We start from the raw sequence: 19898 nt of genomic DNA on the forward strand, positions 1-19898 counted from the left end.
CTCAGGCGAGCACCACCCGCACCTGCGCCTTGCCGAGCACGGTCGCGCCCTCGAAGGTGACGGTGAGGTCGATGCGGGCCGCACGCGCCTCGGCGTCGAGCTGGCCGACCTTCGCGGTGACCGAGACATCCGCCCCGGCCTCGGGGTCGACGACGACGGGTCGCGTGAACTTCGTCTGGTAGTCGACGACCCGGGCCGGGTCGCCCGCCCAGTCGACGACCGGCTGCACGGCGAGGCCCATCGTGAGCATGCCGTGCGCGAGCACGCCCGGCAGGCCGACCGACGCGGCGGCGTCGTCGCGGTAGTGGATCGGGTTGAAGTCGCCCGAGGCGCCGGCGTAGCGCACGAGCGAGTCGCGCGTGAGGTGGACGTCGCGCTCGGCGACGACGTCGCCCACGGCGAGCGAGTCGAAGTCGGGAGCGGCGGTGGCGGTCGTCTCGGGCATCAGTCGTCTCCTCGTACGACGAGCGTGGAGATGGCGGTCACGACGTGCTCGCCCGCGGCGTCGGTGACGACCGACTCGGCGGTGACCATCGCGTGCGCGCCGAGCGTCTTCACGCTCGAGACGGTCAGGGTCGCGGTGAGCTCGTCGCCCGCGACGATGGCGCGCGACGACGTGAAGCGCTGGTCGCCGTGCACGACCCGCGAGAAGTCGATTCCGGCATCGGGCTCGGCGAGGAGCTGCGCGAGCGTGCGCTCCTGGATGACGACCGCGAAGGTCGGCGGCGCGACGATGTCGGCGTGGCCGGCCGCGCGTGCGGCGTCGACGTCGAGGTTGATCGGGTCGGTCGCGAACACCGCGCGCGCGAACTCGCGCACCTTCTCACGACCCACGAGGTACGGCTCGGTGGGCGCGAACACGCGGCCCTGCAGCTCGGGGTTCACTGGCACCGTGCCAGTCTACGCAGCGGCCGGCGCGACGCCTCAGCGCTTGCCGCCGCCGAGCAGCCCGCCGAGCAGGTCGCCGAGGCCGCCGAGCATGCCGCCGGTTCCACCGCCGGTCGAGCCGCCGCCCCCGCCGCCGAGCAGGCCGCCGAGGATGTCGCCGATGCCGCCGCCTCCGCCGCTGCCGCCGCCCGAGGCATCCGCCTGCGCGGTGCCACCGCCCTGCTGCCGCTTCGAGAACTGGGCCGCGAGGAAGCTCAGCACGATCGGCGCGAGGATCGGGAGCAGCTTCTGGATGAGCCCTTGGCCGCCGCCGCCGGAGTCGCCGAGCTTCTGCACGACCTGGTCGGTGTTCGAGCCGAAGACGTTGTGGACGATCTTGTCGCCGTCGCCCTGGTCGACCTCGTCGAGGTTCACGCCGCCCTCGAACAACTGCGGCGAGTGGTGCTCGACCGCGCGCTCGAGCGAGGCGGCGCCCGCCGGGTCCTGCGCATTGGCGCCCATGCCGCCGAGCAGCGCGGGCAGCGCCTGGTCGACGGCCGACCGCGCGGTCGCCTCGTCGACCCCGAGCCGCGCGGCCAGGTCGGAGATCGGGATGTTGGCGATGATGTCGTCGTACGAGGTCATGCGGATGTTCCCCCTTCGCGCCGCCCGCCGTCGGGCGCCACGGATCACGCTACCGGCGCGATGGTCCGGCGGTCGAGGGCGTTGCGCGTGACCGTCGGAGGCGTCACTCGTCCTCGCGCAGGCGGCCGCCCCCACCCACGCACTCACCCGCCTCGCAGGTCGAGCGGTCGCGGATGGCGCGTTCCGCTCGCCATCCTCGACCTCTCGATTCGAGGATCCCCGTGCTCAGCCGCGCCTCCCGACGCGAAAGGTCGCGGATGGTGCGTCCCGGTCGCCATCAGCGACGTCTCGATTGTCGGAATCATGGATGGTCATAGATTTAGGCTTGACTTATATAAGTCTGAGATGAAGAATAGCCGCATGCACGCGCTCGACATCCTCGGCGACCCCGTCCGGCGGCGGATCGTGGAACTCCTCGCCGACGGCGAGCAGGCTGCGGGCGAGGTCGGTCGCGTCGTGCAGGCCGAGTTCGGCATCAGCCAGCCGGCCGTGTCGCAGCATCTCCGCGTGCTGCGCGAGTCCGGGTTCGCCACGGTGCGCGCCGCGGGCACGCGGCGGCTGTACGCGCTCGATCCCGAGCCCATCCACGCGGCCGCCGAATGGTTCACGCCGTTCGAGCGGTTCTGGCGCCCGCACCTCGACGCACTCGGCACCGAACTCGCGAGGTCGGCGCGCGCGCGCCGGCTCGCGACATCCGATTCACCCGCGAAGGAGCACTGACATGGACATCGAGGCACAGATCGACGCGGTCGACCGCACCCTCACCTCGGGTGAGCGCGACGGCGCCGGCACCCACGTGCAGACGATCGCCCAGACCTACCGCGCCCCGATCGACGACGTGTGGGACGCGTTCACGTCGGTCGAGCGCATCCCGCGCTGGTTCCTGCCCGTGAGCGGCGACCTGCGCCTGGGCGGCCGCTACGCGATCGAGGGCAACGCGAGCGGCACGGTCGAGTCGTGCGACGCGCCCCGGTCGTTCGGCGTGACCTGGGAGTACGGCGGCGGCGTGACATGGGTCACGGTGCGCCTCGACGAGGTCGACGCCGAGCACACGCGCGTCGAGCTCGAGCACGTGGCGCTCGCCGACGAGATCGGGGCCGAGATGTGGGAGCAGTTCGGGCCCGGCGCGACCGGCGTCGGCTGGGACGGCGCGATGCTCGGGCTCGCGCAGCACTTCACGACGGGCGAGGTCCGGCCCGACAACTCCGCCGAGTGGCTGCAGTCCGATGAGGGCGTGCGCTTCACGCGCCTCAGCGCCGATCGCTGGGCCGACGCGCACATCGAGAGTGGGGCGGATGCCGCGACCGCTCGCCGCGCGGCCGACACGACGTTCGCCGCCTACACGGGCGCCGAGCCGGCCGCGGCCGCCGACTGACCGCGCGTCTCGACCGCCCGGTGGCACACGACGAACCGCCCCGCCGGGTGTCGCCGGCGGGGCGGATCGGGGTGCGCGCTCGGTCCCGCCGTACGCGGCGAACCCGAGTGCGGTCTCAGTCGGCCGAGGCGCGCGAGAGCGTCTCGCCGCGGAAGAAGGCGGGCCGCTTGATGGCCTGCCAGATCATGATGACGATGCCGGTGAGCAGCACCACCATGCCGAGGATGAACACGAGTCCGAGCCCGAACAGGTGCGAGCCCGAGCCGTAGTCGGGGTCCATGCTGTCGATGAGCGTCGTGAAGAACAGCACGGCGAGGATGACGCCGCCGACGAGCGGGAACAGCAGCGTGAAGAAGAACTCGCGCACCGAGCGGAACCAGGTCTTCCGGAAGTACCACACCGCCGCGAAGGCGGTCAGTCCGTAGTAGAAGCAGATCATCATGCCGAGCGTGGTGATGGTGTCCCAGAGCACGTTCTCGCTGACGAAGCGCATGACGGTGTAGAAGACGGATGCCACGACCGCCGACACGATGGTCGCGTACCCGGGCGTGAAGAACCGGGGGCTCACCTTCGCGAACTTCTCGGGCAGCGCGCCGTAGTGCCCCATCGCGAGCAGGGTGCGCGCGGGCGAGACGAAGGTCGACTGCAGCGACGCTGCCGACGAGGACAGCACCGCGATCGAGACGAGCACGGCGAGCGGGCCGAGGACCGGGCCGGCGAGCGCGAAGAAGACGTTGTCCTGGATGTCGGGGTTGCCGAGCCCGAACTCGCCCGTCCCGACGCCGGCGAACGCGATGAGCGACACCGAGATGAGCAGGTAGAGCGCCACGATGATGACGACCGTGAGCGTCGCGGCGCGACCGGGCGTCGTCTCGGCGCCCTTCGTCTCCTCGTTCATCGTGAGCGTGACATCCCAGCCCCAGAAGATGAAGATCGACAGCGACAGGCCGGCCGCGAGCGCGCTGAAGTCGCTCACCGCGAACGGGTTGAACCAGCTGAGCTCGATCGGCGTCGCGTCGAACGCGGTGCCGTTGGCGACGCCCACCAGCGCCGCGACCGAGAACAGCACCAGCACGACGACCTGGAAGCCGACCAGCCAGTACTGCACCTTCTGCGTGGTCTGCATGTCGCGGTACGAGATCCACGTGGCGCCGAGCATGAAGAGGAGGCACACGACGACGTTGATGAACGGGTTCGCCGCGAGGTCGGCGATCTCGGGATTGGCGGCGACCTGCGAGATGAGCAGGAACAGGAAGTCCACCGCGATTCCGGCGAGGTTCGAGAGCACGAGGATGGTGGCCGCGATGAGCCCCCAGCCCGCGAGCCACCCGATCCACGGTCCGAACGCACGGCTCGCCCATGTGAACGACGTGCCCGAGTCGGGCATGCGGCGGTTGAGCTCGCGATAGCCGAACGCGACGAGCAGCATGGGGATGAAGCCGAGCAGGATGATCGCCGGCACCTGCGTGCCGACCTCGGACACGGTCGGGCCGAGGGCCGCCGTGAGCGTGTAGGCCGGTGCGATGCACGAGATGCCGATGACGATCGCGCCGATGAGGCCGACCGACCCGGCCGAGAGGCCTTTGCGGGTGATACCGCCCTGGGGCGCGTCGACCGCGCGCGTCGCCTCGGTGAGGGGCGCGCCGGACTGGGACTGCTGCGGTTCGTGCGTCATTGCGATGTCTTTCCGTGGGTGGTGCGCGGTACCACGATCATGGGTACCGGGAGCTCGCGCAGCACCTTCGCCGCGGTCGAGCCGAGGAAGAGTCGGCGGGGCGCCGCGAGCCGGCTCGAGCCGACGAGCACGAGCTCGCCGTCGTGCCAGTCGAGGGCGTGCACGGCGTCCTCGATGGTGGACCCGCGGGCGATCTCGACGGTCGCCTCGATGCCGTCGGGCAGCGCGCGGTGCGCGTCGTGCAGCACCTGTTCGGCGTGGGTGGAGCTCGTGAGCTCGGCGAGGTGGGTGTCGAGGCCGGCGGGCAGATCGATGGGCACGAGCGAGAGCAGGCGCAGAGGTGCGCGCGTCGCGCGGGCGAGCGCGGTCGCCGCCTCGAGCTGCTCGTCGGCACCCGGCCGCGTGCCGATGCACGCGGTGATGCGGGTGACGCCCAGGCCGGCCGTGATCTCGCGGGCACCCGGCGGAGCGAGCGCGACGGGAACGTCGGACGAGTGCAGCAGCTCGTTCGCGACCGAGCCGACGCGCGCGTGCGCGCGGCGTCCGCCGCCGGCCGCACCGACGACGATGAGGTTCGCGTCGAACTCGTGCGCGGCGTCGATCAGGCCCTCGGCGAACGACTCCGCGTAGCGGATGTGCAGCTTCGACGCGACATCCGCCCCCAGGTGCGTGGACGCCTCGGTGAGCCACTCGCGCGACTGCTCGCGCAGGTAGCGGAGGTAGCCCTGGTCGACGGGCACGCGCGCGTTGTGCGCCTCGGAGGGCAGCACCATGACGACCTCGAGGACGCCCTCGGCGGCGCTCGCCACGCGGTTCGCGAGGGCGAGGGCGTCGGCGCCGGACTCGTTGGCCGTGTAGCCGACGACGATCCGGAGGTCGCTCATCGCGCGGTCGCCTCGACCGGCTCGGCCTCGAGGATCTGCGCGGCGACGAGTCGACCCATCCGGATGGCGCCGTCGACGTGCTGGTAGCCCTTGCCGGCCATGTCGGAGCACGCGAATCGGATGGGACCGACCGGCGTGCGCAGGTCGGCGCCGTAGCGCGCGAGGCCGCCCATGTCGAAGCTCGCCGCGTACGCGCCGCGGGTCCACTCCTCGGAGCCCCAGTCGCTCTCGTAGTACACGACCGGGTGCTTGGCCTGCTCGCCGTAGTAGTGCGACATCGACTCGAGGATCGCGGCCTTGCGCTCCTCGGCCGAGAGCTGGAACACGCCGTCGGCGGCCTCGTCGGCGACGAAGCCCACGAGCGTGCCGCGCGGGTCGCCGTGGTTCGAGTTGTCGTACGCCTCGTGCACGAGCTCCCACGGGCTGAACGCGGTGCCCGACAGGCCCTGCTCGCGCCAGAACGGCGTGTCGTAGACGGCGTGCACCTTGATCACGAAGCCCATCGAGAGGTGCTGGTGCAGCTGGTGCTGGCGGCGCGGGAGCGGCGGCTCGTACGAGATGCGGTTGACGAGCACCGGCGGGATGGCGAGGATCGCCTGCCGCGCGTGGACCTCGAGCTCGTCGGTGACCGCGACGACCGCGGAAGCGCCGTCGGCGCCATCCGTCGGCTCGATCGACCAGCGGAGCGTGCGCACCGGCTGGCCGAGGCGGACCCGGTCGCCGAGGCGCTCGGCGAGTCCGAGCGGCACGAGCTGCAGGCCGCCGACCACGCGGCGGTCGAGGATGAAGTCGGCGTCGACGAGGTTCGAGAACGAACCCGCCGAGGCCGCCATGAGCAGCGCCTGCAGCGCCGAGAAGGCGTGCGCGGGCTTGGTGAGCATCGCGCCGGCGATGAACATGCCGACGTTCTCGCGCGCCTCGTCGTCGTCGGTCTGCGTCTCGAGCCAGCGTGCGAATGAGATCTCGTCGAGGTCCTTCGCCTGCGGGTGCGCCCACGGCTCCTCGGGGTCGATCTCGGCGACGAGCGCGTCGAGCTTCTCGATGAGCGTGACGATCTCCTGCTCGGTCGCCGGCGGCACCGGGAAGATGTCGCCCTCGAACTTCTTCAGCTCTCCGCCCGGTCCGATGTAGACGTTCACGCCGTCGCGGTAGCGAGGGTAGGTCTCGAGGCCGAGCTCGTCGAGGGTCTCGATGAGCGCGTCCTGGTCGGGAGAGACCCACTGGCCGCCGATCTCGAGCATCGCGCCGTCCACGTCGCCGGTCCAGAGGCGGCCGCCGACGCGGTCGCGCGCCTCGAGCACGACGACGTCGCGCCCGGCCTTGACGAGTTCGGTGGCCGCGGTCAGGCCCGCGGCGCCGGCGCCGACGATGACGACATCGGTGTCGATCCGTTGCATGGTGAATCAGGCTTTCGTGTGGTGATGCGTGTGATGGCGAGCGGATGTCGCGGCAAGCGACGCGGGGACGCGGTGCCGCGACATCCGCTCGACCCGGCCTACGCCGGGATCAGGGTGTACTTCGTGTCGAGGAACTCGTGGATGCCCTCGAAGCCGCCCTCGCGGCCGATGCCCGACTGCTTGACGCCGCCGAAGGGGGCGGCCGCGTTCGACACGAGGCCGGTGTTGAGGCCCATCATGCCGGTGTCGAGGCGGTCGATCATGCGGTGGCCGCGCGCGAGGTCCTGCGTGAACACGTAGGAGATGAGGCCGTACTCGGTGGCGTTCGCCAGCCGCACCGCCTCGTCCTCGTCGCCGAACGTCGTGATCCCGAGCACCGGTCCGAAGATCTCCTCGCGCAGCAGGCGCGCGTCGGCCGACACGTCGCCGAGCACGGTCGGCGCGTAGAACGAGCCGGTGCCGTCGATCGGCGAGCCGCCGGCGAGCACCGTGGCGCCCTTCGAGACCGCGTCCTGCACGAGCTCGTCGGTCGAGGCGACGGCGTCGTCGTCGATGAGCGGGCCGATCGCGACGCCGTCCTCGGTTCCGCGCCCGACGCGCATACCCGAGACGCGCTCGGTCACGCGGCGGGCGAACTCGCCGGCGACCGACTCGTGCACGATGAACCGGTTCGCGGCCGTGCACGCCTGGCCGATGTTGCGGAACTTCGCGACGAGCGCGCCCTCCACGGCCTTGTCGAGATCGGCGTCCTCGAAGACGACGAACGGCGCGTTGCCGCCGAGCTCCATCGAGGTGCGCAGGATGCCCTGGGCGGACTGCTCGATGAGCTTGCGGCCGACCTCGGTCGAACCGGTGAACGACAGCTTGCGGAGGCGCGGATCGGCGATGATCGGACCCGAGACCTTCGACGAGCTCGTGGTGGTGACCACGTTCACGACGCCCTTCGGCAGGCCGACCTCTTCGAGCAGCTGCACGAACGCGACGGTCGTGAGCGGCGTGAGCGCGGCGGGCTTGACGACCACCGTGCAGCCCGCGGCGAGCGCCGGCGCGATCTTGCGGGTGGCCATCGCGAGCGGGAAGTTCCACGGCGTGATGAAGTACGACGGGCCGACCGGGCGCTGCGCGACGACGATGCGGCCGGTGCCCTCGGGGTTCCAGCCGTAGCGGCCGGTGATGCGCACGGCCTCCTCGCTGAACCAGCGGAGGAACTCGCCGCCGTAGTTCACCTCGCCGCGCGCCTCGGCGAGCGGCTTGCCCATCTCGAGCGTCATGAGCAGCGCGAAGTCCTCGCGACGCTCCATGAGGAGATCGAACGCGCGCCGGAGGATCTCGCCGCGCTCGCGCGGAGCGGTCTTGGCCCACGCGTCCTGCGCGGCCACGGCCGCGTCGAGGGCGCGGATGCCGTCGGCCGCCGACGCGTCGGCGATCTCCTTGAGCACCTCGCCCGTGGACGGGTCGCGCACCTCGAAGGTCGTGCCGCCCTCGGCGGCGACCCACTCGCCGCCGATGAACAGGCCGTCGGCGACGCGGTCGAGGAGGGCGGATTCCTGCGTTGCAGTGGTCATGGGATGTCCGTTCCGTGTCGTGCGCGGGTCTCGCGCGATCAGGGGTAGAGGCCGCGGAGGCGGTGCGCCTCGGCGACGCGTTCGACGGCGAGCGCCGTGGCGGCGGTGCGGAGCGAGAGGTCGCGGGCCTCGGCGTAGCCGAGCACGTGACGCCACGCGTTCAGCATCCGCTCCTCCAGTCTGCTCTCGACCTCGTCGGCCCGCCACCAGTACGCCTGGTTGGCCTGGACCCATTCGAAGTACGAGACGATGACGCCGCCCGCGTTGGCGAGGATGTCGGGCACCACGAGCACGCCGCGCTCGCGCAGGATCGCGTCGGCCGCGGGCGTCGTCGGGCCGTTGGCGCCCTCGACCACGACGCTGGCCTTCACGGCCCCGGCGTTGGCCTGGTTGAGCACGCCTTCGACGGCGGCCGGCACGAGCAGGTCGACGTCCTGCGTGAGCAGTTCGTCGCGGTCGAGCTCGTCGGCACCGGCGAAGCCGACGACCGAGCCGGTCGCCCGCACGTGGTCGGAGAGCACCTCGATGTCGAGCCCGCGGTCGTTGCGGATGGCGCCGTACTGGTCGCTGACGGCCTTGACCTTAACTCCCGCCTCGGCGAGGAACCGTGCGGCATCCGCACCGACCTTGCCGAAGCCCTGCACGGCCGCGGACGAGCGGGCCGGCTCGAGGCCCGCGTGGCGCAGCGCCGCGAGCGCGATGTGCGTGACGCCGCGGCTGGTCGCCGACGCGCGGCCGAGCGAGCCGCCGAGCGAGATCGGCTTGCCGGTCACGATGCCGGGCACCGTGTAGCCGGAGTTCACCGAATAGGTGTCCATGATCCACGCCATGGTGCGCTCGTCGGTCCCGATGTCGGGCGCCGGGATGTCGCGCTCCGGGCCGATGATCGGCAGGATCTCGCTCGTGTACCGACGGGTCACGCGCTCGAGCTCGGCGACCGAGTGCTCGCGCGGATCGATCGCGAGCCCGCCCTTCGCGCCGCCGTACGGCACGTCGAGCAGGGCGCACTTCCACGTCATCCACATCGCGAGCGCGCGGACCTCGTCGAGGTTCACGTTGGGCGCGTAGCGGAGGCCGCCCTTGGCGGGACCGCGCGAGAAGTTGTGCTGCACGCGGTAGCCGAGGTAGAGCCGGCTCTCGCCGGAGTCGAGTCGGAGCGGCACGGCCACGGCCATCTCGCGGCGCGGGGTCGCGAGCATCTGGTGGAGTCCGTCGCCCAGGCCCAGCAGGTCGACCGCCTCGGCGAGCTGGGCGCGCGCGTCGGCGAGCGGGGTCGGTTCGAGCGTGACGGATGCCGCGGCATCCGTCGGCGACATCGTCGGCGCCGTCACGGGGTTCATGCCTGCTTCAGCCCCTCGGCGAGGACGTCGAGCGCCTCGACGAGCAGGTCGTCGCCGATGGTCAGCGGCGGGAGGAACCGGATGACGTTGCCGTACGTGCCGCACGTGAGCACCAGCACGCCGTGGTCGGCGGCGTACGCGGCGAGCTTGCCGGTGAGCGTCGCGTCGGGCGCGCCGGTCTCGGGGTCGACGAGTTCGATCGCGACCATGGCGCCGCGGCCGCGGACGTCGCCGATGCGCGCGTCGGCGGTGCGGAGCGCGTTGAGACGGCCGATGAGCACCGAGCCGATCTCGCGCGCGCGCTCGATGAGCCCGTCCTCTTCATACGACTCGATCGCGGCGAGGGCCGCGACGCACGCGATCGGGCTGCCGGCGTACGTGCCGCCGAGGCCGCCGGCCATGGCGGAGTCCATGATCTCGGCCCGTCCGGTGACGGCCGAGAGCGGCAGGCCGCCTGCGATCCCCTTGGCGGTGACGATGACGTCGGGCACGATGCCCTCGTGCTCGCTCGCGAACCAGGCGCCCGTGCGGCCGAAGCCGGTCTGGACCTCGTCGGCGATGAAGACCACGTCGTTCTCGTTCGCCCACTTCACGAGCGCGGGCAGGAAGCCCGGAGCCGGGACGATGAAGCCGCCCTCGCCCTGGATGGGCTCGATGATGATGGCGGCGAGGTTCTCGGCGCCGATCTGCTTCTCGATCTGCAGGATGGCGCGGGCCGCCGCCTCGGCGCCCGACAGGCCGCCGTCGCGGAAGGGGTAGCTGAGCGGCGCGCGGTACACCTCGGGCGCGAACGGACCGAAGCCGTGCTTGTACGGGATGTTCTTCGCCGTGAGCCCCATGGTGAGGTTGGTGCGACCGTGGTAGGCGTGGTCGAACGCGACGACCGCCTGCTTCCTGGTGTGGTGGCGCGCGATCTTGATCGCGTTCTCGACGGCCTCGGCGCCCGAGTTGAACAGCGCCGAGCGCTTCTCGTGGTCGCCGGGGGTGAGCTCGTTGAGCTTCTCGGCGACGGCGACGTACGACTCGTAGGGCGCGACCGTGAAGCACGTGTGCGTGAAGGCGTTCACCTGCGCGGTGACCGCGTCGACGACGCGCGGGTTCGCGTTGCCGACGCCGGTGACGGCGATGCCCGACCCCAGGTCGATGATCGAGTTGCCGTCGGCGTCGATGATGACGCCGCCCCCGGCCGCGACGACCGCGACGGGGATGGTGGTGCCGACGCCCTTGGCGACGGCCTGCGCCTTCCGAGCCATGAGCTCCTGTGAGCGCGGGCCGGGGATGCTGGTGACGAGGCGGCGCTCCTGCGGGAGGGCGGGGCCGCCGACGGCGGCGGTGGCCGGGGATTCGACGAGGGTCATGGGTTGCTCCGATGCAATGACGGCGGTGGCGGGGAGGCGTGACCTCCGAGGCGATGGTAGGCACGGTCGAGCGAATGCCACCCCCTCCCCGATGTACACTCGTGGCACCTCTGCTCGACGCCGCGTACATCTGGAGATCCCGTGAAGCCCACCGTGCGGACCCTGCTCGACCGGGACGACCTCGCACTCACCCTGCGGACGGACGCGGCGTCGCTGCCCGACGGAGCGCTCGACACCGCGGTGCCGTGGGTGCACAGCTCCGACCTCGACGATCCGGCGCCGTTCCTCGAGCGCGGGCAGGTGCTCCTCACTACGGGCACCCAGTTCGGCACCGATGCCGGCCGCGACGATCCCGCGGCGTTCGACGCGTACGTCGCCCGGCTCCGCGAGGCCGGCATCGCCGCGCTCGGCTTCGGCACCGAGGTCGTCCGGGCCACGCCCGAGCTCCTCGTCGAGGCGTGCGCGCGGCACGGACTCCCTCTGCTCGAGGTGCCGTATCGCGTGCCCTTCATCCGCGTCGCGCGCACGATCGCCGACCTCAACGCGGCCGACGCGAACGCGCGGCAGGCGTGGGCATTGCAGGCGCAGCGTGCGATCTCGCTCGCGGCGCTCCGGCCCGACGGGCTCGGTGCGACGCTCACCGAGCTGAGCCGACGGCTCGACACGTGGGTCGGGCTCGTCGACGCGGCGGGCGCGCTCGACCGCGAGGCCCCGGTGGGCGGCCTCGGGCAACCGGCCCTCGGCGAGGTGGTCGGCGAGGCGCGGTCCATGCTGCGACGCGGCCAGCGCGCGAGCCGCACGCTCGAGGCCGGCACGTCGGTCGGGCGGTCGCAGCGGATGACGCTGCAGACGCTCGGGGCGGGCGGCGCGCTGCGCGGCGTGCTGGTCATCGGCGACTCCGCCGAGCTCGACGCGGCGGGACGCGAGGTCGTCACGGCGGTGATCGCGCTCGCGGGCCTCGCGCTCGAGCAGAACCGCGACCTCGACCGGGCGCGCGGGCACCTGCGATCCGGACTGCTGCGCTCCATGCTCGCGGGCGACCTCGAACTGGCCGCCGGCGTCTCCGCCGAGATGTGGGGCCCGTTGCCGCAGGACCCGGTGCGCGTCGCGATCTCCGACCTGCCGGCCGAGCACGACGACCGGATGGCCGAGTTCCTCGAGCTCCGCGCCGACGAGAAGCAGGGCCGGCTGTTCTTCGGGCGCGCCGGCGAGCAGGTCGTCGTCATCGCCGAGGACGCCGACCAGGGCGTCGCCGGCGAGCTCGCGACCGAGTTCGACGTGCCGGTGGGCGTCTCGGACGCGGCATCCGTCGCCGACCTGGCGCGCCTGCACGAGCAGGCGACGCGGGCCCTCGAACGGTCGCGCGAGACCGGGACCGGCGTCACCTGGTTCGACGACATCAGCCGGCAGGGCGTGCTCGCGTTCCTCGCCCGCACCGACGCCCGTGCCGTCGCCCGTGCGACGCTCGAGCCGCTCATCGACTACGACCGCGCCAACGGTACCGGCCTGCTGGAGACCACGCGCACCTGGCTCGAGCACGGCGGCCAATTCGACGCGACCGCGCAGGAGCTCGGCGTGCACCGGCACACCGTGCGCAGCCGCATCGCGCTCGCCGAGAAGCTGCTCGGCCGCGACCTCTCGGGCTTCCACGCGCGCGCCGACCTGTGGGCGGCCCTGCTCGCCACGGAGTAGGGGCCTCCCCTTCGCGCGATCTCCTCCCTTCCCAGCGCGCCGATCGCGGGCGTACGGTGGGACGAGGGACGGTTCTCGCGACGAGGGGGTACCCGATGCAGGCGACGGTCGGCGATCGGCTGGTCATCCACGGCAAGGCCGTGGGCAATGCGGAACGGCACGGCGAGGTCCTCGAGGTGCGCGGTGCGGACGGCAGCCCGCCGTACCTCGTGCGCTTCGACGACGGGCACGAGGCGCTGCTGTACCCGGGCAGCGACTGCGAACTGGAGCACGCGGCGCACTGAGGCTCACCGAGAGGTCCGCCGCGGCACGACGAGCGCATGTCGGTCAAGGCGGGATGCCGCTCAGGCGCGCACGATAGCGTGGAACGCATGCTCTTCCACTCGTACGCGGCGATCGGCGACAGCTTCACCGAGGGCGTGGGCGACGAACTGCCCGACGGCAGTACCCGCGGGTGGGCCGACTTCGTGGCGCTCGGGCTGGCGCGGGCGGCCGCACCCGACCCGGTGCGCTACGCGAACCTCGCGATCCGGGGCCGCAAGCTCGGCCCCATCATCGACGAGCAGCTCGAGGCGGCGATCGCCCTCGGGCCCGAGGTCATCAGCTTCAACGGCGGCGGCAACGACATGCTCCGCCCCCGCATGCCCGAAGAGGTCGTGGCCGAGCGTTTCCGCCAGGCGATCCACCGCATCCGCGACGAGGGCATCCACGTGCTCATGCTGAGCGGCGCGAACCCGACCGACCACCTCCCGCTCGGCAGGGTGTTCGACGCGCGCGGTGGGCGGCTGACGCACCAGCTCCGCGACCTCGCGCAGCTCGACGGCGTGACGTTCGTCGACAACTTCGGCGACCGGACGCTCCGCGACATCCGCTACTGGTCGCCCGACAAGCTGCACCTCAACTCGCTCGGCCACGCCAAGGTCGCGTCGAACGTGCTCACCGCGCTCGGCGTGCCGGTGCCCGACGAATGGGGCGTCGCCGAGGTCGCGGCCGCTCCCGCGGGTCCGCGCAGCCGCAACACCGCCACCTACTACCGCGAGTACGTGCTGCCGTGGGTGGGTCGCCGCCTCACCGGCCGCTCGTCGGGGGACGGACGCACGGCGAAGCGCCCCGCGCTCGAGCCCGTCGCGCTCGACGCGCCGGTCGGCGAGTAGCGGCGCAGCCGCGCACTGGGGCGGATCGCGTCAGTCGGCGAGCACGCCCTCGACGAACGCACGCGTGCGTCGGGCGAGGCCGTCGATGCGCGACCACGCGTGCGAGCCGCTGCGCACCTCGGCGGGCGCGAGCGGTGCGTGCAGGCGCACGTTCTCCTGGCACGACAGGTCGCTGCAGAGATAGGTGCCGATGGTGTTGCCGTTGCGACCGGCCTCGCCCGCGCGGCGCGCAGAGAACATGGTGACCTGGTTCGCGGGCTGCTGCGTGTGGCAGAGGTTGCACATGCCGGCGCGGAACCGCGAGGCGGGAGGGTCGGCCGCGCGCAGCACCACGCCGACCGGCTCGTCGTCGATGAGCGTGACGAGGTAGCCCCGGCGACTCGCCTTGCGGTCGCGCCACGCGAGCGCGTCGACCCGATCCCACTCGACGAGCAGGTACTCCAGCGGCAGCTCGAGCTCCTCGAGCTCGCGATCGGTCGCATTCACGAACGACGACCGGAGCTCGTCTTCGCTGATGGGACGCATCCGACCCCCTTTCGACCCGAACCAGTGTAGGCGGGTCGACCGCGAGCGCCACCGCACGGGCCGCGGTCGGCGGCCGCCGTCCGTCGTCCCTCCTCCGCGCTCAGGCGAAGCTCGGACGCGGGCGGTCGTCGACGCGCGGACACCAGCCCGCGGGCGTGCGGTCGTACTCGTGCGACGGGCCGTTCGCGACCAGCCGCTTGAGCGCGTCGACGAAGCGCTCGACGTCGTCGGCGGAGGACCCGGCGCCGAGCGAGGCGCGCAGCCCGTTCGCCCGACTCGCGACACGGTCGAAGAAGGGGTGGGCGCAGAACCGTCCGGCTCGCACCGACACGCCGTGCTCGGCCGCCAGTGCCGCGGCCACGAGACCGACCGACCCGCGCTCGAGCTCGATGGTGGCGATGCCGAGGCGGTCGTCGGCGTCGTCGAAGCCGCGGATGACGCGCACGCCGGCGATTCGGGCCAGACCCGAATGCAGCTGCGACGTGAGGGCGTCCTCGTGGTCGCGGCGGGCCCGCTCCCCCAGGCGCTCCAGCTCGACGAGGGCCCGCGCGAGCGCCGCGATGCCGAGCACGTTGGGCGTGCCCGCCTCGTGCCGCTCGGCGCCGGTCTTCCACGTCGCGCCGTCCACGCGCACCGACTCGACGGCGCCGCCGCCCTGCAGGTGGGCGGGCCCGTCGTCGAGCCAGTCCGCCCGGCCGACGAGCGCTCCCGCCCCGTACGGCGCGTAGGCCTTGTGCCCCGAGAAGGCGAGGTAGTCGATGCCGGATGCCGCGATGTCGACGCGACGGTGCGGCAGCAGCTGCGCGGCATCCACCGCCAGGCGCGCGCCGTGCTCGTGCGCAAGGGCGGCGATCGCGGCGACGGGCAGCACCTCGCCGGTGACGTTGGACGCGCCGGTCACCGAGACCAGGGCAGCCGGCCTGCGACGCAACTCCGCGGCGAGCGCGCCGAGCGTCGCCGCGATGGTCGGCGAGGCCACGACGACGCGACGCCCGCGGCGCTCCCACGGCAGGAGATTGGCGTGGTGCTCCAGGTCGAGCACGACGGTCTCGCCGGGGACGACACCCGCCAGCAGGTTCAGCGCCTCGGTCGTGTTGCGCGTGAACACGACGACGTCGTCGAGGCGCGCCCCGACGTGGCGGGCGACCACCGCACGCGCGTCGTCGACCAGCGCGGTCGACGCCTGCGACGGATAGCCCGTGCCGCGATGCACGCTCGAGTAGTACGGCAGCACGCTCGCGACGTGCGCGCTCACCGCCGAGAGGGCCGGGGCGGATGCCGCGACGTCGAGGTTGACGTGCCGCACGCGCCGCCCGCCGAGCACGGGCACCTCGAGGCCGGCGTCGTCGAGCACCGCGAGCGGTCCGATGTCGCGGGTCGGGGCGCCGACCGACACGGCGGTCGCAGAACCGGACATGGCGCCTCCTCGGACGTGGTTCGCACGAGGCTACGGACGCCGCCTCGGCCGCCTCAACCATGGGCGTCACCGTGCGTCACGTCGGGAAACGGGGCGCAACATGCAACCCCGTTCGCGCCATCCGGACCGGCCGTACGATTGGAGCACCCGGCACCCGTCGCCGATTCCCCCTACCCCGGAGCACCCCACGACGTGACGACCCACGAGACCGACCAGTTCCCCGACGACCGCACGGCCGCGAACGGAGACGCCTTCCGCCGGCCCGTGCCCGATCCGGGTCGCGGGCTGCAGCTGAGCGACGTCCCCGAGCTGGTCCTCGTCTCCCCGAACACCCCGCACGCCCGGTTCGACCGTGACGACCTGGTCGTCCGCAAGGGGCAGTACGCGCTCGCGAACGGGCACGCGACGCCCGACGAGTCGATGGTCGAGGACCTGCTCGCCGTGGCATCCGCCCTCGACGACGCCGGCATCGAGTACCTGCTCGTGCGCCGCGATGGCGGCCGGCCCGTGATCGCCGTCGACCGCGCCGAGCGCAAGCGGGTCGTGCGCGCACTCACCCGCGCCTTCGCCGACGAGCCGTTCTACTCCGCGACGATCGTTCCCGAGAAAGCGGCCGACGTCCCGCACGTGCTCGTCGCCGACGGAATGCTGTCATCGCACCGCAAGCCGCGCGCCATCCGGCTGTACCGACCGCGCATCGAGCCGGTCGGCCGCCTGCGGTACGGCGCGGAGTCCGCGGTGCAACTGGAGTTCTGGCGGTTCGGCGAGGAGATCATCGAGGCGCCGTGCGAGAACGCCCTCATGCGGCGCACCCTCCCGCGCTCCGAGGCGATCGAGGACACCGTGCACCTGCACGGGCGCGACTGGCGCACGATCGAGCACATGTGGGCGCCGCTCGCCAGCGACATCGACTTCGAGATCGACATGGTGTTCTCATGGGTCGACGGCTCCGACACCGACTTCCTGCGCGAGCGGGCGCGCCGGATGCAGACCTACGTGGTCGGCGAGGGCGACGAGTCCGAGGCGCGCTACCGCCAGATCGACGAGTTGAAGTACGCGCTGCGATCGGTGCACCTCTTCGCACCGTGGGTGCGCCGAATCTTCATCTGCACCGACTCGCCCGCGCCGAAGTGGCTGGCCAAGCACCCGAAGGTCACCATCGTGCGCAGCGAGGAGATGTTCGCCGACCTCTCGGTGCTGCCGACCTACAACTCGCACGCGGTCGAGAGCCAGCTGCACCGCATCGAGGGGCTCGCCGAGCACTTCCTGTACTCCAACGACGACATGTTCTTCGGTCGCCCGGTCTCGCCCGACCTGTTCTTCTCGCCCGGCGGGGTCACGAAGTTCGTCGAGGCGACGACCCGCATCGGGCTCGGCGAGACCGATCCGAGCCGATCGGGCTTCGAGAACGCGGCCCGCGTGAACCGTGCCCTCCTCCGCGAGCGCTTCGGCAAGGTCACGACCCGCCACCTCGAGCACTGCGCGGCGCCGCTGCGCAAGAGCGTGATGGCCGAGCTCCAGGCCGCCTTCCCCGACGAGTTCCGCCGGACCGCGGCGAGCCGGTTCCGGTCGGCGACGGACATCTCGGTGACCAACTCGCTGTACCACTACTACGCGCTGCTCACGGGCCGCGCGGTCGTGCAGACCGATGCGAGGGTCAAGTACGTCGAAACCACGCTGCGGCGTGCCCTGCCCGCCATGAAGCGCCTGCTCAAACGTCGCGACATGGACATGTTCTGCCTCAACGACGGCAGCTTCCCCGAGATCTCGATCGAGGAGCGCACGAGCGCCGTCATCGACTTCCTCGACCGGTACTTCCCGTTCCCGGCGCCATGGGAGAAGGACGCGGCGGATGCCGCGCCCGCCGTGTCGGCGACGGGCGACGTGCCCTCGCTCGACGAGCTGCGTCGCGCCGCCGGCGACCTCTCGGCCTGACGCCGCGGCCCCGAGCCGCCGCTGCTCCAGGCGAGGCGCTAGGCGAGCACCGGGATCGGCTCGGTGAACGGCGGTTCGGCCGTCCGCAGGATCGCCGGTGCCGTGGCATCCGGGATCACCACACCGCCGGCGGAGAGCCGTCGCGCGGACTCGTCGGCGTCGATCCAGTCGAGCGCGGGGTGCTCGCCGAGCGGCACGACCGAATGCAGCACCGTGTCGGGGTAGACGTGCACGAGGTTGAACGCCCGGGCGCCGTCGCGTCCGCGCGTGCCGCCGACCGGCACAGTGAGGTCCTGCGTGTAGCAGCTCGCCGAGGCGACCGACACGGGCACGCCCGCGAACATCGCCGTCGACGAGTAGTGCAGGTGCCCGCCGATGATCGAGCGGATGTCGCTGCCCGCGACGACCTCGGCGAGTCCGGCCTGGTCGCGCAGCTCGACCGACACCGCGAGGTCGAGCACGCTCGGCACGGGCGGATGGTGCATCGCGAGGATCGTGCCGTCGGGCGCGGGGATCGACAGCTCCTCGGCCAGCCAGTCGAGCTGGTCGCCCGTGAGCTCGCCGTGGTGGTGACCCGGAACCGACGTGTCGATGGTGATCACGCGGAGACCGCCGACGTCGTAGACGCGGTCCACGGGCCGGTGTCCGCCCGCGACGTCGCCGAGCAGCCCGCGCCGGAACGCATCGCGATCGTCGTGGTTGCCCATGACCCAGACCACCTGCGCGCCGAGCCGGGCAGCGGCGGGCTCGACGATCTCGCGGAGCAGCTCGTACGCCTCGGGCTCGCCGCGATCGGCCAGGTCGCCCGTGAAGACGATCGCCTCGGGGCGGGCACCGGATGCCTCGAACTGCGCGAACAGGTCGCGGAGATGCGCATCGGAGGCGACCCGGTCGTAGAGTCGGCGTCCGCCTCCCAGCAGGTGCGTGTCGCTGATGTGCAGGAGGAAGTGCGACGGCCGCGGATACTCGGCCCTCCGGATATTCACGAAATGCTCCGTCTCGTCGACTCTGCGGGTCGTCCGGGTGTGACGAACCTAGCGCAGCAGTCGCAACCGAACGTGCAGTGAATGCGGGGTGTGACGAAGCTGAACGTGTCGACGTGACCCACGTTCGAGGGTCGCTGTCAAGGCCCTCCCGCGAGAAACACCGACCCCCGAGACTCACTTACGAGGTGTTCGTCACCTCGTGGCAGGCCGGTCGGGAGAGCCGAAGACCGTTCCCGTCCCCCGGGAGTCTTCTCCGGCCGGCCTGCCGTTCGCCCGCCGGATGAGTCCCCCTGGGCCGGGAACGTGCACCCGGTCCCCCGGCGGGCGGAACCGTTCGCCCGAGACCGGGCGGTGCCGGGTCGGATCGAGCGTCCTCAGCCCTTGGGCTTGTCGGGGCGGTTGGTCGCGCCGGGCGGATCCGGCCGTCCGTTGGTGTCGGTCGGAGGCTCGGTCGTCGGCTCCGGCTCGGTCGTGGGCTCGGGATCGACGATCGGCGCCTGCGGCTCCGTGGTCGGACCCGGCGCAGGCGTGGGCGTCGGCGTCGGCGTGGGCGTCGGCGTGGGGGCGGCCGACGACGGAACCGGCGAGGGCATCGTGAAGTCCGAACCGGGCTGGGGGCGAGCGGGTCCGTCACCGGCGACCTCGCCTCCGGCCGCCGGCCGAGGCACCTGGCCGATCATGGCGACGGCACCGCCGATCGCCAGCGCGGACACCACGAGGGCACCGCCGATGAGGACGAGCACGCGGTGCGCCGACACCCACGGCAGCACGGGTCCGGCCCGGAACGCGGCGAGCGCCTCGCCGCCTCGACGTCGGGCGGTCACGAGTCCGGCACGGCTGACGGTGAGGGCCGAGGCGACGGCCGCGGTCGCGGTCTCGAGCGGTCCGACGGGCCCGACGGGGTCCGCAGCGCGGCGGCCTCGCCGCTTGACCGTTCCCTCCGCTCCCGCGTTTACCATGTCGTTCACCATCTCGCTCGTCCGTTCGCCGGAGTAGCCTACCTGCCGCTTCCCGATTGCGCCTCCCGAACGGGGGACGGCGGCAGGGGCTTGACATCCGACGGCAGCGGACCCCTCGCCGAGC

The 19898-nt window shown here is 72.2% G+C and carries 19 protein-coding genes; 6 read left to right on the forward strand and 13 right to left on the reverse strand.

Annotated features, from left to right (window positions below; genetic code table 11):
* Window position 1: 1 nt before the first annotated feature.
* From BLT99_RS12265 to BLT99_RS12275, 3 genes are read right to left on the reverse strand one after another with little or no spacing between them, the layout of a single operon-like run.
* Window positions 2–445, reverse strand: a complete 444-nt coding sequence (locus BLT99_RS12265; RefSeq protein WP_092672849.1) for a MaoC family dehydratase — start codon at window positions 443–445, stop codon at window positions 2–4.
* Window positions 445–891, reverse strand: a complete 447-nt coding sequence (locus BLT99_RS12270; RefSeq protein ID WP_092672852.1) for an FAS1-like dehydratase domain-containing protein — start codon at window positions 889–891, stop codon at window positions 445–447. The genes BLT99_RS12265 and BLT99_RS12270 overlap by 1 nt, the downstream gene beginning before the upstream one ends.
* A gap of 33 nt (window positions 892–924) precedes the next feature.
* Complete coding sequence (locus BLT99_RS12275; protein WP_092672855.1) at window positions 925–1512, reverse strand: DUF937 domain-containing protein; 588 nt, start codon at window positions 1510–1512, stop codon at window positions 925–927.
* A gap of 360 nt (window positions 1513–1872) precedes the next feature.
* Here BLT99_RS12275 and BLT99_RS12280 point away from each other — a divergent pair, with 360 nt between their 5' ends.
* Complete coding sequence (locus BLT99_RS12280; protein WP_092672858.1) at window positions 1873–2232, forward strand: ArsR/SmtB family transcription factor; 360 nt, start codon at window positions 1873–1875, stop codon at window positions 2230–2232.
* 1 nt (window position 2233) lies between these two features.
* On the forward strand, window positions 2234–2887 hold the full coding sequence (locus tag BLT99_RS12285; RefSeq protein ID WP_092672861.1) for an SRPBCC family protein: 654 nt from the start codon (window positions 2234–2236) through the stop codon (window positions 2885–2887).
* Between the two features lie 115 nt (window positions 2888–3002).
* Here BLT99_RS12285 and BLT99_RS12290 read toward each other — a convergent pair whose 3' ends face one another.
* The 6 genes from BLT99_RS12290 to gabT all read right to left on the reverse strand — a co-directional run bounded on the left by BLT99_RS12290 (window position 3003) and on the right by gabT (window position 11106).
* Window positions 3003–4562, reverse strand: a complete 1560-nt coding sequence (locus BLT99_RS12290) for an APC family permease (RefSeq protein WP_092672864.1) — start codon at window positions 4560–4562, stop codon at window positions 3003–3005.
* Window positions 4559–5446, reverse strand: a complete 888-nt coding sequence (locus BLT99_RS12295; RefSeq protein ID WP_092672867.1) for a universal stress protein — start codon at window positions 5444–5446, stop codon at window positions 4559–4561. The genes BLT99_RS12290 and BLT99_RS12295 overlap by 4 nt, the downstream gene beginning before the upstream one ends.
* The gene (locus BLT99_RS12300) at window positions 5443–6843 is read right to left on the reverse strand and encodes a flavin monoamine oxidase family protein (RefSeq protein ID WP_092672870.1); all 1401 of its coding nucleotides are present in this window, start codon (window positions 6841–6843) and stop codon (window positions 5443–5445) included. Before BLT99_RS12300 ends, BLT99_RS12295 begins: the two co-directional genes overlap by 4 nt.
* Before the next feature lie 98 nt (window positions 6844–6941).
* A complete protein-coding gene (locus BLT99_RS12305; protein WP_092672873.1) occupies window positions 6942–8408 on the reverse strand; it encodes an NAD-dependent succinate-semialdehyde dehydrogenase in 1467 nt (488 codons plus the stop codon).
* 38 nt (window positions 8409–8446) lie between these two features.
* Complete coding sequence (locus BLT99_RS12310; protein WP_371874201.1) at window positions 8447–9748, reverse strand: Glu/Leu/Phe/Val family dehydrogenase; 1302 nt, start codon at window positions 9746–9748, stop codon at window positions 8447–8449.
* Entirely contained in the window at window positions 9745–11106 is a 1362-nt protein-coding gene (gabT, locus tag BLT99_RS12315) for a 4-aminobutyrate--2-oxoglutarate transaminase (protein ID WP_092672876.1), read from the reverse strand. Before gabT ends, BLT99_RS12310 begins: the two co-directional genes overlap by 4 nt.
* A 141-nt stretch (window positions 11107–11247) precedes the next feature.
* Here gabT and BLT99_RS12320 point away from each other — a divergent pair, with 141 nt between their 5' ends.
* The 3 genes from BLT99_RS12320 to BLT99_RS12330 all read left to right on the forward strand — a co-directional run bounded on the left by BLT99_RS12320 (window position 11248) and on the right by BLT99_RS12330 (window position 13952).
* A complete protein-coding gene (locus BLT99_RS12320; RefSeq protein WP_092672879.1) occupies window positions 11248–12798 on the forward strand; it encodes a PucR family transcriptional regulator in 1551 nt (516 codons plus the stop codon).
* A gap of 95 nt (window positions 12799–12893) precedes the next feature.
* Window positions 12894–13082, forward strand: a complete 189-nt coding sequence (locus tag BLT99_RS12325) for a DUF1918 domain-containing protein (RefSeq protein ID WP_092672882.1) — start codon at window positions 12894–12896, stop codon at window positions 13080–13082.
* An 87-nt stretch (window positions 13083–13169) separates the two neighbouring features.
* Window positions 13170–13952: an SGNH/GDSL hydrolase family protein gene (locus BLT99_RS12330; protein WP_092672885.1), complete on the forward strand. Its 783-nt coding sequence runs from the start codon at window positions 13170–13172 to the stop codon at window positions 13950–13952.
* 30 nt (window positions 13953–13982) lie between these two features.
* On the opposite strand, the gene BLT99_RS12335 is transcribed toward BLT99_RS12330, so the two are convergent.
* Together BLT99_RS12335 and BLT99_RS12340 are read right to left on the reverse strand one after the other, a co-directional pair.
* The gene (locus tag BLT99_RS12335) at window positions 13983–14477 is read right to left on the reverse strand and encodes an FBP domain-containing protein (RefSeq protein WP_092672888.1); all 495 of its coding nucleotides are present in this window, start codon (window positions 14475–14477) and stop codon (window positions 13983–13985) included.
* Between the two features lie 100 nt (window positions 14478–14577).
* Window positions 14578–15894, reverse strand: a complete 1317-nt coding sequence (locus tag BLT99_RS12340; protein WP_092672891.1) for an aminotransferase class V-fold PLP-dependent enzyme — start codon at window positions 15892–15894, stop codon at window positions 14578–14580.
* 291 nt (window positions 15895–16185) lie between these two features.
* Between BLT99_RS12340 and BLT99_RS12345 the strand changes: the two genes are divergently transcribed.
* Window positions 16186–17829 (forward strand): stealth family protein, encoded by a 1644-nt coding sequence (locus tag BLT99_RS12345; RefSeq protein WP_229724446.1) that lies wholly within the window; start codon window positions 16186–16188, stop codon window positions 17827–17829.
* 38 nt (window positions 17830–17867) lie between these two features.
* Here BLT99_RS12345 and BLT99_RS12350 read toward each other — a convergent pair whose 3' ends face one another.
* Window positions 17868–18815, reverse strand: coding sequence for a phosphodiesterase (locus tag BLT99_RS12350; RefSeq protein WP_092672894.1), 948 nt, complete (start codon window positions 18813–18815; stop codon window positions 17868–17870).
* 374 nt (window positions 18816–19189) lie between these two features.
* Window positions 19190–19783: a hypothetical protein gene (locus BLT99_RS12355; protein ID WP_133988411.1), complete on the reverse strand. Its 594-nt coding sequence runs from the start codon at window positions 19781–19783 to the stop codon at window positions 19190–19192.
* Between the last annotated feature and the right edge of the window lie 115 nt (window positions 19784–19898).

The sequence above is a fragment of the Agromyces flavus genome (genome assembly GCF_900104685.1).
GTDB lineage: Bacteria > Actinomycetota > Actinomycetes > Actinomycetales > Microbacteriaceae > Agromyces > Agromyces flavus.